At 69.1% G+C, this 13,551-nt stretch carries 7 protein-coding genes and 1 pseudogene; 6 read left to right on the plus strand and 2 right to left on the minus strand.

The features are described from left to right. The 5 genes and pseudogenes from NBW84_RS07670 to NBW84_RS07690 all read left to right on the plus strand — a co-directional run. Nucleotides 1-1,002: pseudogene (locus NBW84_RS07670) on the plus strand (hypothetical protein); the annotation flags it as partial. After that, the gene (locus NBW84_RS07675) at nucleotides 995-3,424 is read left to right on the plus strand and encodes an RAMP superfamily CRISPR-associated protein (protein ID WP_250283056.1); all 2,430 of its coding nucleotides are present in this window, start codon (nucleotides 995-997) and stop codon (nucleotides 3,422-3,424) included. The pseudogene NBW84_RS07670 and the gene NBW84_RS07675, both read left to right, overlap by 8 nt. Continuing rightward, nucleotides 3,421-5,649 (plus strand): RAMP superfamily CRISPR-associated protein, encoded by a 2,229-nt coding sequence (locus NBW84_RS07680; RefSeq protein WP_250283057.1) that lies wholly within the window; start codon nucleotides 3,421-3,423, stop codon nucleotides 5,647-5,649. The genes NBW84_RS07675 and NBW84_RS07680 overlap by 4 nt, the downstream gene beginning before the upstream one ends. After that, nucleotides 5,646-6,371: a hypothetical protein gene (locus NBW84_RS07685; RefSeq protein WP_250283059.1), complete on the plus strand. Its 726-nt coding sequence runs from the start codon at nucleotides 5,646-5,648 to the stop codon at nucleotides 6,369-6,371. The genes NBW84_RS07680 and NBW84_RS07685 overlap by 4 nt, the downstream gene beginning before the upstream one ends. A gap of 3 nt (nucleotides 6,372-6,374) precedes the next feature. Further along, complete coding sequence (locus tag NBW84_RS07690) at nucleotides 6,375-8,858, plus strand: TIGR03986 family type III CRISPR-associated RAMP protein (protein WP_250283061.1); 2,484 nt, start codon at nucleotides 6,375-6,377, stop codon at nucleotides 8,856-8,858. A gap of 64 nt (nucleotides 8,859-8,922) precedes the next feature. Here the strand turns inward: NBW84_RS07690 and NBW84_RS07695 are convergent, their stop codons facing one another. After that, complete coding sequence (locus NBW84_RS07695) at nucleotides 8,923-11,439, minus strand: hypothetical protein (protein WP_250283063.1); 2,517 nt, start codon at nucleotides 11,437-11,439, stop codon at nucleotides 8,923-8,925. A 295-nt stretch (nucleotides 11,440-11,734) separates the two neighbouring features. Between NBW84_RS07695 and NBW84_RS07700 the strand changes: the two genes are divergently transcribed. Next, nucleotides 11,735-12,841 carry a hypothetical protein gene (locus NBW84_RS07700; protein ID WP_250283064.1) on the plus strand — a complete coding sequence of 369 codons (1,107 nt, stop codon included), beginning with the start codon at nucleotides 11,735-11,737 and terminating at the stop codon, nucleotides 12,839-12,841. A gap of 127 nt (nucleotides 12,842-12,968) precedes the next feature. Here the strand turns inward: NBW84_RS07700 and NBW84_RS07705 are convergent. Next, nucleotides 12,969-13,551: phosphomethylpyrimidine synthase ThiC (locus NBW84_RS07705; protein WP_250283066.1), on the minus strand; the 583-nt coding region annotated here is incomplete at its 5' end.

Here is a 13,551-nt window from a genome sequence, read left to right on the forward strand (position 1 = left end):
AAAACACCCGTCCCGGTCGTCCCGATCGTGCTGGGTGGGGACGACGTGAGCGTCCTGGTGGCGGGCCGGTACGCGCTGGTGTTCGCGGTCGAGTTCCTGCGCGCCTTCGAGAAGCTGTCCCGGAAGGACGGCGTCCTCCGGCACATCCAGGTGCCGAGGGAACCGCGCGGGAGCGGTACGCCCGCCGAACGCGTGACCGGCGGCGCTACCGGCCGCGATGCCGGTCACGGCACCGCCCGTGGCGCTGGCCGCGATGCCGGTCACGACACCGACGGTGACACTGATCATGATGCCGGTCATGGCGTCGGGCTGACCGCGGCGGCCGGGGTCGCGCTGGTGAAGTGGCAGTTCCCGTTCAGCCAGGCGTACCGGCTCGCCGAGCAGCTCTGCTCGTCGGCGAAGGAGCGCGGCCGGGACCGCTCCTACGTCGACTGGCACATCCTGTACGAGACGAACGTCCCCGACCTCGATCACATCAGGGCCCGGCTGGACCTGCCGCCGACCACGACGACGAAGACCCGGCTGACCTGCCGGCCGGCGATGGTCAGCGGCAGCGAACAGGACGACCCCGACCGCCACTGGGAGCGTGTCCTGCGCCGTGCCGCCGAGTTGACCCGTAAGGACCAGACCGGTGCTCGTCTCATCTCCCGGTCGCACGTGATCGCCCTACGCGGACAGCTCACCGCGCCGAACGAGGCCGAGAAGCTGTGGGCGAAGATCTCCTCTCCGCTGCCAGCGGCCGAACGCGCGACGCTCGGCGGTGGCGGCAACTCGTCGTTGTTCTGGCCGACTGCTGTCGATCATCCGGAGCAGAGCCCGCCGGACGCCGAAGGCACTGACAGTGCGGAAGGCCCCGACAGGGCCGAAGGCAGCGGTGGGGCGGAAGCCGCCGCGACCACGAAAACCGTCCGGGTCACCGGCCTGCTGGACGCCCTCGAGCTGGTCGACGTGCTGCCCGCGTCCCTGCTGGAGAAGAACCGTTCGGAGAATGCCAATGCCTGACCTGGACCTCGAAAACGGCGCGGTGCCGGACCCGCTGACCGTGATCGTCGACATCACGGGCGACTGGCACGTCGGGAGCGGCTACGGGCTGCCGGGCGGCATCGACGCCACCATCCGGCGGGACGCCCATGGACGGCCGTACCTGCCGGGCACGACGCTGACCGGCCTGTGGCGCGACGCCTGCGCACAGGCGAGCATCGCGCTGGACGCCGAGGCGGCCCGCCATGGCGAGGCCAACCGGCCCTGGTGGGCGTGGACGCGCGCGCTGTTCGGCCATGCCGGAACGGCGCCGCTGTTCACCGTCGGCTCCGCCCACCTGCCGCCCAAGGCGAAGCCGCGGACGGACCGGCCCGCGATCCCCGCGCTCGGCGACCGCGGCGACCGGTGGACGCTGATCAAGCCGGGGGTGGCGATCGACCACCGGACCGGCCGGGCCCACGACGACATGCTGCGCTTCGTCGAGATGGCCAAACCGGCGACCCTGTTCGCCACCGCGCGGCTGGTCGACGCGGACTCCTGGACACGGGAGCAGCGGCGCGCGGCCGCGACGCTGCTGCTGATCGGGGCGTCGCTCATCGACGCGGTCGGCGGAGACCGGCGCCGCGGCGCCGGTGCCGCACGGGTGCTGGTCTCGAAGTCCGAATCCGTCGGCCTGGCCGACGCCGACCAGGCCGACATCGCACGGAAGAAGGCGGACAGCGCCCGCCTCCGGCTTCTCGACAACGCCTTCCGGGCGGTCACGGACTTCCGCGGCCAGGTACCGGCACCGGCAGAGCCGGTGGTCGTTCAGGGTCACGCACCGGCTGTGGTCGCCCGGGCTGCGGCGGAGCGCTGGTTCGAGGTGGATCTGACGATCACCGTGGACCAGCCGGTGCTCGCGTCCACCGGGGTGAGCGGGAACATGCTCACCGGCGCCGACCAGCTGCCCGGGACGACCTTGCTGCCCTGGGTCCACGGCGCGCTGCGCAGGCTCGCTCCCCAGGCCGCGGCGGACGCCGTGACCGCCGGCGAGCTGATCGTCACAGCGGCGACGCCCGAAGTCGCCGGGAAGCGCTCCAACCCGGTCCCACTGGCGTTCCAGCGGGCGAAGGATCCGGCTGACACGTCCGGTTCCGACAGCTCACACCACTCCGGCGCCGGTGGCGCCAACGGCGTCCAGGGATCCAAGGAGGCCCAGGGAGCCAAAGACGCCAAAGACGGAGACCCCCGGAATGTGCTCAACCGGCTACGCGCCGGCCAGCCGAAGGCCCAGTACAAGCCGATGCGCACCGGCTACGTCGCGCCCGTCGACGCTGCCGGAGCCGCCGGGCCGACCGGTGGCACCGGGCCGGTCGACGCTGGTGGATCGGCCGGTGCCGACAAGCACGCTCCCAGCGCCACACGCCTGCTCTTCCACCAGCCGGTGCTCGCGGTCGCCATGCACAACCAGGTGGAGGAGTACAGCCAGCGACCGACCGAGGACTCCGGCCTCTACACCGTCCAGGTGATCCCGCCGCGCACATCCGGATCCGACGACATCCATACCGACACCCGGCTGCGCGCCCACGTGCGGGTGAGCCAGCGTCTGCACGACGCGCTGGCCACGGCCGGCCCCGACTGGCCGCGCGCGTGCCTGGCCAGCGAGGACGTCCGGCTCGGGGGGAAATCCAAGTCGGAGTACGGCCGGGTGCGGGTGGAGGTCTCCGGCGTGCGGCACCGCCCCCCACGCGACAGCATCGTCCCGGTCAGCACAAATGGTGCCCAGGCAGGGACAGATAGCGTCCCCATCGGTACGGATGGCGTCCAGAGGGACACGTTCAGCGCCTATAGCGGCGCAGGCGGCGTCTCGGGCGGCACGGGTGGCGTCTCGGGCGGCACGAGTGGTGCCCCGGCGAGCGGGACGGGCGGTGCCCCGGCGAGCGGGACGGGCGGTACCCCGGATGTCTCGAAGGGCGAGCTGTTCGTGTGGCTGCGCTCGGACACAATCGTCCGGGACTCCCGGCTGCGGATGTCCGCGGACGTCACCGACCTCGTCCGGCTGCTGCAACGGCTCGGTGTCGGTGTCGACAACCTCGTCCCGGTTGATCCGGGCAGCCGCGGGCCGGTGCCTGCCTCGGCCCGGACCCGACGGATCAGCTCCTGGCACCGCCCGTCCGGCCTGCCCCGGCCGACGCTGGTCGCGCTCGCCGCCGGTACCTGCCTGCGGCTTGGCTGGGACGGCTCCGGCGCGGACGTCCTCGCCCGGCTTGAGATCACCGGGATCGGCGGCCGCACGGCCGAGGGGTTCGGCCAGGTCAGCTTCAACGACCCCGAGCTGGTCGCCGAGCGGATCGAGCTCCTGGAGGCGCAAGCCACGGCGGCAGTGACAACGGCAGTGACGACGGAACCGACAGCGGAACCGGCCGCGGCAGCGGCCCGCCGGAGGACGGAGAACCCGGCATGACCACAGCGGCAGACAGCACGAACAGCGCGGGCGGCACGGGCACGTCCGGCATCTGGGACGACCCCCTGTGGGCCTATTCCGCTGGCGGGGAGAAGCCGCCGGCCTTCCGCCCGCGCATCCGGTACCGGCTGGCCGCGACGCTGGTCACCCAGGCCCCGTTGCACGTCGGCGGGGCCGGCCTGACCGATCCGCTCGCCGGGCCGGGCTCGGATGCCGTACCCGGCCCGGACACGGCGGGCGACGGCAAGGGACAGCGTTCGCATCTGACCCTGGCGGTCAACGGCGCCGGTCAGTACTACATTCCGGGCACGTCGATCGCAGGCGCCCTGCGCGCCTGGTGCGAACGGACGTGGACGCCGGAGGCCGTCCGGCGGCACTGGGGGTCGATCGACGGCGCGAGCCGCATCGTCGTCGCCGACGCCCCGCTGCCCGGTCTCACGCCCGCCGACCCGAAAACCGGCGTCCAGGGCGACAGCGAGACCCGGGACGGGGTCGGCATCGACCGCGTGACCGGGACCGCCGCGCACGGTATCAAGTACGACCGCGAGGTCCTGCCCGCCGGCACCAGGATCACCCTCTGCCTGACCACGGACGCGCGCGCCAGGCCGGACCGGCCCCGGGGCGACGGCGCCGGCAACACCCCAGGTGACGGCCGAACTGATGGCCCAGGTGACGGCACGGGTGACGGTACGGGTGACGGTACGGGTGACGACGGTGGCGATCTGACACTCAAGACGATGCTCGCCTCGCTGGCTACCGCGCTCACCAGGGGAGCGATCCTGTTGGGCGCCGCGTCCAGCCGCGGCCTCGGGTCCGTCAGAGCCACGGAGGCCAGCCTGCGGCGGATGGACGTCGCCACCCTGCGTGGCCTGCAGGCCTGGCTGGGCGTGGACACCCGAGACAGGAACAGCCCTGGATTCACGTCCGTCGAGCTGCCGCTGGAGATCCCCGCCAGCTCCTCCGTACTGACAGTCACCGTCGACTGGCATCCCAGGCTCGCCCTGCTGGTCGCGGCGGGCCGGACCGTCGGCCATATCCCTCAGGGCGACGATCAGGAACGCCAGGTGACGGTCCCCGTCCTGGCGCGCCGGGTGGATACCAGCGCGCCTGGAACGGCGGGCGCGCCGGAAGCGACAGGCAGCCGGGCACGGCCGGGCATGGCGCGGCGTGCCACCACCGGGAATACCGCTACCGACAGCAACGACATTCCGGCCGACAGCTTCGTCTGGAAGCCCGTCCTGCCAGCCTCGGAGATCAAAGGCGCGTTCCGGACCCGGGCCACTCGCATCGCACGGACGATCATCGGTGATGGGCAGCCCGGCGCGGACGGCGAGCGGCCTTTCGGGCAACGGGACTTCGTCCTCGACCGGGCGGACGACCCCGAGCTGGTGCGGCTGCTGTTCGGCTCCGCCGACTGGAAGTCGCCGTTACGGATCTCCGACGTCCACCTGGCCACCGGGCTGAGCCGGCTGGAAGCCGACGCCCTGCGCACGTCCTCCACAGCGGACGGCTCCCCTTCGGCAGGCGACAGTGCCTCGGCGACGGTCGGTGCTGCCCCAGCAGGCAGCGGCGCCGTGACAGGCGCCGGCGGCGCGGCCCCGGCGGCGGGCGGTCCGGCCTTCGCGTCCGCGGCGGGCCGGCTCGGGACGCTCTCGACCCAGGTGGCGCTGGACCGCTGGACCTCGGCCCCGGCGGACGAACGGCTGTTCACGATCCTTCCCGTGCAACAACCGGAGGCGAACAACAAGAAGAAACAGGGCTGGGAGCCGATCACCATCGAGATCGACCTCGACCGGCTGACCACCGGCTGGCCGAATCCCGGGAAGCCAACGGAACCGGAGGAGCGGGCGGGGCGGGCGAACGCCGCGCTCATCCTGCTGTACCTGGTCCTCGCCGAGCTCGCCGCCGGGACGCTGCCCCTGGGCAGCCGGGGCACCCGGGGCCTGGGAGCGCTCACCGTGACGAAGATCGACGCACAGGCCCGCGGCCCCGCCCGCGCGGCGGGCACGGACGGGCGTCCATGGCCGGCCGGCTGGTCCGCGACGGAAGGGAAAGCGGGCCCGGCGGCGGTCGTCGCGGCCGTCCTCGCCGAAGCGCGCAAGCTGCTGCCGGCCGACGGTGACTGGATCCGCTGGATCGGCCCGCCCGGCACACCCGGCAACAACCCGGACGGCAGCGCCGCAGGTGACGGCGACGCCGTGAACAACGGCGAGGGGGAAGCATGACGCTCCGCAAGGCACTGCTGGGCGAGCGGCGACTGCCTGGCGGCGGGCTCTCCGACGCGCTGGCCGCGCTCCGGGACATCGAGCCCGTGCCGCCGCTGCTGTACGCCCTGCTCTACGGCACCGGCGGCCCCCGCTTCGCCGAACTCGGCACCGACTGGCAGCTGGTGGACGAACACGGCGAAGCGCTGCCTGCGGAGGCCCTTGGGAAGATCTTCGAGGCACGCCTGTTCGGCAACGGGCCGGATGTGCTCGCGGCCGAGTGGCGATGGGTAGCCGGGGCGGAGCACGCCGTCCTGGTCATACTCACCGATCCCGCCGCTTCCGATCCTCCTGTATCCGCTTCCCCCTCCTCCGACGGCTCCCGGACGGCGCCGCCGGAGGACGCGCGGCGGGAACAACAGCCAGCGGACACGACGGACACGGCGGACACGACGGACACGACGGCGTGCTGGGTTCGGGAGAACAGCTACCTGCTGTGGGGCTCGGCCCGCCCGCTCACCGAATCCACGGCGCTGCCGGCCGGTCTCGGCTGGGCCCGCTTCCAGCAGGACAGGGTGAGCCCGTTCGTCGCGCCGGTGACGGGTTTCACCGAACGTGCCAGAGCGGCCCTGCCCAGCTTCGAGGTTTTCGTGGCCGAGCCACGCTACGGCAACATCGTCCCCGCGGACGAACTGCTGTGCGGCGCCGCGGTCCCAGCATCATTCCCCGCCCAGGAGGCCTGAGCCGTGAGCAGAGCGCCCCGCGACAACAGCCGCGGTACCTACACCACGAGCAGCGGGAACGACAGGACCCGTGGAAACGCGGGGACAAGAAACGGAGCTCGGGCGAACAACTCCGGGATCTCCGAGGGGAAACCGTTTCACCACGCCTACAACTTCGCGCCGCTGCCGCCCCGGCCGGCCGGACCCCCGTTCGCGGACGGCGCCCCGGCCGGCCACGACCGGCTGCGGCCGGAGCTGTGGAACGGGCGCCTGCGGGTACGGCTGACCGCCCGCACTCCACTGATCGTCGGCGAGACCGCCTCGAAGGCGGAAAAGGACACCACGGACCACGAGGGCTACGAGACCGAGGCCGGCCACACCTTCCTCCGGCTCCGCTCCCGGTCCGGGCAGGCGAAAGGCGCCACGGAGGGCAACGACGTCGAGATTCCGGTGACGTCGGTCAAGGGAATGCTCCGCTCCGCCTACGAGATCGCCACCCTCTCCCGCTTCGGGGTCGCGGCCCGGCACGATCTGCCGCTGGCATTCCGTTCCCAGCCGTACGAGGCCCTCGAGCTGACCCCGGTACGCATCGAGGAGATCGACGGCGAACTGCACGCCAGGCCCCTGCTGGGCACCCGGAGAGAATTCGGACGGGTCGACGACTACATGCCGGCCGCACTGCTCCCCGACGACAGCGCTATCAAGAATTTCATCTGGGAACCGGCTGGCCTCCGCACCGGAGACGGCCTTGCCGCCGCCCGGCGTTTCGCCCACAAAGACGAGGTCAGCGTCGAGCTGACCAGCGTGCGAAACAATATCTACTCATACTGGCTGGTCACCGGGATCGGGGCGAAAGGAGGTGATATCCGCCCGATCGGCAGCGTTGCCGACAGATACCCCGAAACTATTACGGTGGACGGCTGGGTCTGCCGCACGAACCAGAATCACGATGCGAAGAACTTCCCCTCGAAAAAACATGAGCGAATCTTCTTCACGGATCCGGACAACCTGTTGCCACCGAAACCCGTCCGGCTTACCGACACCGTCGCGGCCGCCTACCGGGAGGTGCTCGACAGCTATGTCCGTGAACTCGACGGAGCGCCACCGAGTGTCCGGCCGGGAAAAGAGAGGACAGCGTCCCTGCCGGTCGTCGAATGGGCAAGGAAAACCAAGGAAGAGCGAGTCAGGAAAAGCATCCGGAAGAAGAGCTCAGCGGGCAGAACCGAGCGACAGCGGCCTTTGGAAGCGGGGGATCTGCTGTACGGCGTGTTCTCCCATGACGGCCAGCGGCTGGAACGGCTGCTGCCTGTCATGGTCGGGCGCCGGCCGTTCTCCAGACCTCCGGCGGAGCTGCTTGCGGCGGCGCGTCGCCAGCCTCCCACGGCTTTTGACAAATTCTCCGCGGCGGACCGGGTTTTCGGCACGGTCGAGCAGCGTGCCGACGAGCGCGACGAACGCGCGACCGCCTATCGCGGACATGTCGTGATCTCCCCGGTCCTGCCCGAGAAGGTGGAGATCACCAACTTCCATAAGAAAAAGCTGCTCGGCAATGTCGGCCTCCCGCTGATCGAACTGGGCGCGCCCAAGCCGAGCCAGGCCCGTTTCTACAGCGCGGCCGACCCCGCCGGGACACCGGTGGGCGAGAGAATGCTGAAGGCGGAAATGTACGGCCCGGAGGCGGGCCTGCGCGGTTTCAAGGTCTTCCCCCGCCACCGCGACCTTGAGGACAGGCCCGACGACTACGTTCGGGACAAGGTCACCGTCCGGATCGTCGGCCAGCAACAACAGGGCTCCCAGAGCCGGGGCCAGGCTCAGGACGGACAGCCGGTGAAGCCACGGACAAAACGGAACGCCTCCGTGCTGGCCTGGGTCAGGGCCGACAGCACGTTCACCTTCGACATCGACGTCACGAACATGACCGACGCGGAACTCGGCGCGCTGCTGTGGCTGCTCGACCCTCGCGAACTCGCCGTCCCCAGAGAACTGGAGCCGTCGGCGAAGGCAGCCGATTTCGGCGTGTTCCGGCTCGGGCGCGGCCGGCCGCTCGGGCTGGGCTCGGTCACCCTTGAACTGCTGCCGGAAGACAGTTCTCTCGTCCGGGGCGAGACGGTGGCCGCCGCCTACCGGGATCTGTCCGGCTGCCTCGGCGCCATCGACCAGGATTCCGTGGACGGCGGTGCGGAGCGGTTCGACGAGATCGCGAAAACACTGCTCGAGTCCTTCCGGACGGCGACCACCGAAGCGACGGGTGGCAGTTTCGACAAAGCCGCCCACATCGCCGCGCTGCGCCGGGCCGCCACCGGCTACGGCGACGGCGTCCGCGTCGGCTATCCACGGGGCTCGACAAAACCGCGCCAAGGTGACGACATCTCGGAGATCGTCGCCTGGTTCCAGCTCAACGAGAAGGTCAGTGCACAGAATCCGAAAAAGCCGACGATGAGGTACGGCTACACGCTGCCTCTACTCACCACGAACGTGACCCCGCTCCACGAACTACACGAACAGTAACCTCACCCCGACCCGGCCCTCCTGGTGGCTGTGCCCCGCGGAGCACAACCACCAGGAGAAATCTCTACCCGGTCACCCCGGAACGAGCACTACGGAGATCGTCGAGGATGTCCTCGTACCGGCTCCGGTATTCAGCGATGTCCACCTCGATCATAATACCTTCGAGCAACTGCTTCTGGACCTTCTCCAGAAAAAGATCGAGAACGTCGAGGGCATCCTCCTGACTTACCGGAGTTCCCAGCTTCTCACTCAGCGCCTTTGCCAACGAGGCATGATCATTATTGTGGGTGGTCGGGCTGTTGTTACGAATCCGGGAAAGATTCTTCAGGGGCCCCTCCTCCCAGGGCCCCTTATTTCCTTTCTTCTCTTCCTTCAACACGTGCTCACAGATCGCGGTCGCGAGACAGACCGAGCCCCAGCCGTCGTTTTTCCCCAGCGCTCGGACCAACTCCAACCGGCGCGCGGCCTCCTCCCGCCGCTTCTCTACCTCCGGAATCAGAGCAGCACGAGCCGAATCCCAGTCGAACGCGTCCCTGCGCAGATCGTCGACTCTGCCCGCGATATCACGAAGCTCCCGCCCGCCCCGACGCAGCGTCGCCGCAGCCGCGACAAACTCCAGGGATTCGACCTGCCGGGCGGCAACATTCTTCAACAGACCGTCGTAAGTCGGTAATGCCAGTACATGTCGGTCCGAGACACTCACCGTGCTATGAGGCGGACCGGCCGGGCCGGTGTGCCGGATCTCGTCGATGGAGCCGACGTATGCCGGGCATCCCTCCTTCACAGCCCAGTCGAGTGCGGCCAACGCAGCCGCGAGGTTCATACCGTGGGTCGCCGGGCCGCCCAGGAAGACAACGGCCTCGGCATCGCGCAGCGCGAATGTCGCGTCAAGAACCCTGATGGAATCGACAATCTCCGCACGCATCATCTCGATGTTGTTCTCTCTGTTCACCTGGCCGGATTCTGACGGTGGCGCCGGCTTCAAGGTGATCCCTATCGGGTAGCGCAGCCGGGCCAGCCTGCCGTCGTACACCTCCCCGCCGTCGTGCCCTTCGGGCTGCGCCGCCTGGCTCCACCGCCGTTCGAGCGCCGCCCAGAGCGCTTCGATCTCCCTTTGTGCCTTGTCAGCGGTACTGACAGACGCGATCATCAAGATATCGATCTTCCAGTTGACTTCCTCGACTTCCTCGTCGATCCGGATGTTCTGGAAGTCATGGTCGAGAATGGCCGTGAGCTGTGGACGGAGATCCTGCCCGCCCACGCACTGAACCACGAGCAGCCGTCCCGAAGGGAGCGACGACCAACGCGCCGGATTCGGCGAGAGCCCCAGCTTCCGCCGAGGATCCCGACGGTCAGCGGCCTCAGCGATCTCGCGGAAGTAGCCGTCAGCCCTCCGAAAACCCTTCGAAGCCGTGAGCGCGTCGTGCGCGACGCTGCTGGCAACCTCGTTGAGATGCTTGACAGAACTGGACACCAGGAACTCCCTCGGCAGACGACCGGCGAGCTCATGGTTGTCCTCGACGCTTCCTATCAGAGGACCCAGCGTCCGCTTTCCGATCTCGGGCCAGTTACTTCCGTCCGGCTCGCTCTCCACCAGCTCACGGTAGTGATCATAGATCCACGAGCGAACCTGCAGGAGAGCGGCGACCTCGTTCCGGAGCAGCCTGTCGAGCAAGGCGCTCTCAACGGAATGATGGGAACGCGGGCCGAACTCGTCCTTCTCCAGCTCGGGCAGCCCCGCCCGCCCAACGGCATACCGAAAACCGTCGTCGTCCTGGATCTGACGACAGTGTAACGCCTTCCATGCCCAGCTTTCCCGCTCGTTTCCAGCACACTCGGCCAGTTCGGCCAGGCCGCGGAAGTGGCGTTTCCTGGAAAGCCAGCCACGCGCGTCCGACTGCAACGTCAGCGACGTTCGGCCATGCCCTTCCTGAAGCGGAACAAGATCGACCGTAAAAGTGGACTCGAGACAGCCGAGAAAGAGCCCGCTGAGACTGTTCTTCGCGCCCGTCCCATAGCCGAGAAAGACGCCGTCGAGCTGCTTGTTCTCGAGGTAGGAGTCAACAGCGTCCCGGGCAGCAGCGGTCAACGGCGCCCCCATCGGGATCTCGTCCACGGCGCTCAGCGCCACATCCGCGTAAAGATCCGGCCAGATTTCCAGCGCGCTTCTTATCAGCTTGAAGATCCGCCAGGTGTCGGCGGCCTCCGAAGGCTCCTGTCGCGTGGTCGCGAGAGCGAGCCGGGCGGATCCCCAATCCTTCTGACTACGGAGAAGAGTCGCCAGCGGGGCGCTTCGGCGCCCGCTTTTTCCTGTCCGCGTATTAGTGAATTCATGCGTGACAAGAAGCGGTTCTATATCGTTCCGAGCCTTGCTCAACTCCTCCTTCGCGGCGTTCCGTACAGCGCTGTCAGCAGCGGCGTTCGTCCACTCCTCCGCCGCGGCAGCCACGCCGTTCAGAACCTTCTCGATATCGGCGTACCTTTTTTCGAGATCGTGTACCGCCTCGCCGGAAAGCCGGCCGCCGGTGGTGATTCCCACGTCGGATGTGCCGAGCAGGTGGATTATTACCTTGCCAGCCATGTGCCCCCGTCCGTCCGTAAACGCTGTCGGCTGCGCACAGTGTGACAGGGACGGCGCGCACCCCGAACGGAGGGGGCTCGAGCACCGGGGCGGAAGGTGTAGGTGGGTTCGGTCGTGGCAGCAACGGTTTCCACCTACGGGCTCCGTGGGTGTAGGTGGCTTTGGTTGTGGCAACGACGGTTTCCACCTACGGGCCCCGTTGTCGCCTACGGCCTGCATTGTCCACAGGTAGCTGCCCTCGCTCGCGGGTGGGTGAACATCGTGGCAGCGTGGGGGCATGGCCCATGATCCCGGCTTGCGCCACCCGCGTGGTGACAACAAGAACAGCGGTGACAAGAACAGCGGCAGTAAGAACGGTGTCGGCAGGTGTCGCGGCAGCGAGGAGCCTGGCAGCGAGGAGCCTGGCAGCGAGGCTCGCGGCGACGATGGCTGCGGCCAGGAGACCTGCGGAAACGGTCACGCGTCCAGGCGGCGGGCCGGTGGGCGTGGGGAACGTGCGGGCTGGGAGCGGATCGCGGCAGCCCAGGATGGCGTCATCTCGGTCCGTGCGGCTCTGGATGCTGGGATGACCGAGGCGGAGATCCGCTGGAAGCTGCGCAGCGGCCGCTGGCAGCGGCCCATGCGGGGGGTGCTCGTCACCCATTCCGGCCCGATCACCGGCAGCCAGCTGCTGTGGGCGGCCGTCGAGTCGATCGGATCGGGTGCGGTGCTCGGCGGGGTGTCCGCGGCGTCGTTCGACGGCTTACGCGGGTTCGACGGCGGCCCGGTCGTCGTCCTTGTCGACGCCGCCCGGCATGTGACGCGGCGCCCCGGTGTCATCATCCGACGCAGCCGTCATCTCGGCTCCGATGATGTGCACCCGCGGCGGTCGCCGCCGCGGACCCGGCTGCCCCGCTCGGTCGTGGACATGGCCAGCTGGGCCCCGGACGAGGACGACGCACGTGCTGTGCTTGCCGCGGCCGTCCAGCAGCGGCTGGTCACCGTTGCCGAGCTTCGCCGTGTCGTCGAGCGCCGTGGGCCGCTGCGCCGCAACGCATTGATCATCGAAACCCTCGGTGACCTGGGTGACGGCGCCCATTCGGTGGCCGAAATCCTTTATCGAAAAATCGAGAACCGCTACGGTCTGCCGGCCGCGCGACGGCAGGAGAGGATCGACGCCGGTGGCAGCCACTGTCACCTCGACGTCTGGTACGAGACGTGGCGGGTCTGGGTGGAGATCGACGGTGGCCACCATCGGGAGGTGCGCCAGTGGTGGGACGATCTGGCCCGCCAGAACGCCGGTGTGCTCCAGGACCGCCTCATCCTGCGTTTCCCGGTCCATGTGCTGCGCACCGAACCGCGGCTGGTGGCCGAACAGGTCGCCACAGCACTACGCCAACGCGGCTGGGAGCCGGACCTGTAGGTGAAAACCGTCATCAACGCAGCGGTTTCCACCTACGGATACGGAAGCCGTAGGTGGAAACCGTCGTCGGAGCGACCGAAAGTACCTACGGTGCCCGCCGACGCCCAGCCGCCGATGCCCGCGGTTTCTACGATTCCGTGATCGGGAGGTAGACGCGGTTGCCGTGGGCGGCGAACTCCGCCGACTTCTCCTGGAGGCCGGCCGCCACGGCGTCGGTCTCGGCGAGGCCGTGCTCCTCGGCGTACTTGCGCACGTCCTGGGTGATCCTCATCGAGCAGAAGTGCGGGCCGCACATCGAGCAGAAGTGCGCCGACTTCGCGGGCGCCGCGGGCAGGGTCTCGTCGTGGAAGGCCTCGGCGGTCTCCGGGTCGAGCGCGAGGTGGAACTGGTCGCTCCAGCGGAAGTCGAACCGGGCGTCGGACAGGGCGTCGTCCCACGCCTGGGCGCCTGGATGCCCCTTGGCCAGGTCCGCCGCGTGCGCGGCGATCTTGTAGGCGATCACTCCGGCCTTGACGTCGTCGCGGTCGGGCAGGCCGAGGTGCTCCTTGGGGGTGACGTAGCAGAGCATCGCCGTGCCGTACCAGCCGATCATCGCGGCGCCGATCGCGGAGGTGATGTGGTCGTAGCCGGGCGCGATGTCCGTGGTCAGCGGCCCGAGGGTGTAGAAGGGCGCGTCGTGGCACAGCTCGCGCTGCAGGTCCACATTCTCC

The organism is Protofrankia sp. CiP1_Cm_nod2, from assembly GCF_920664355.1.
GTDB lineage: Bacteria > Actinomycetota > Actinomycetes > Frankiales > Frankiaceae > Protofrankia.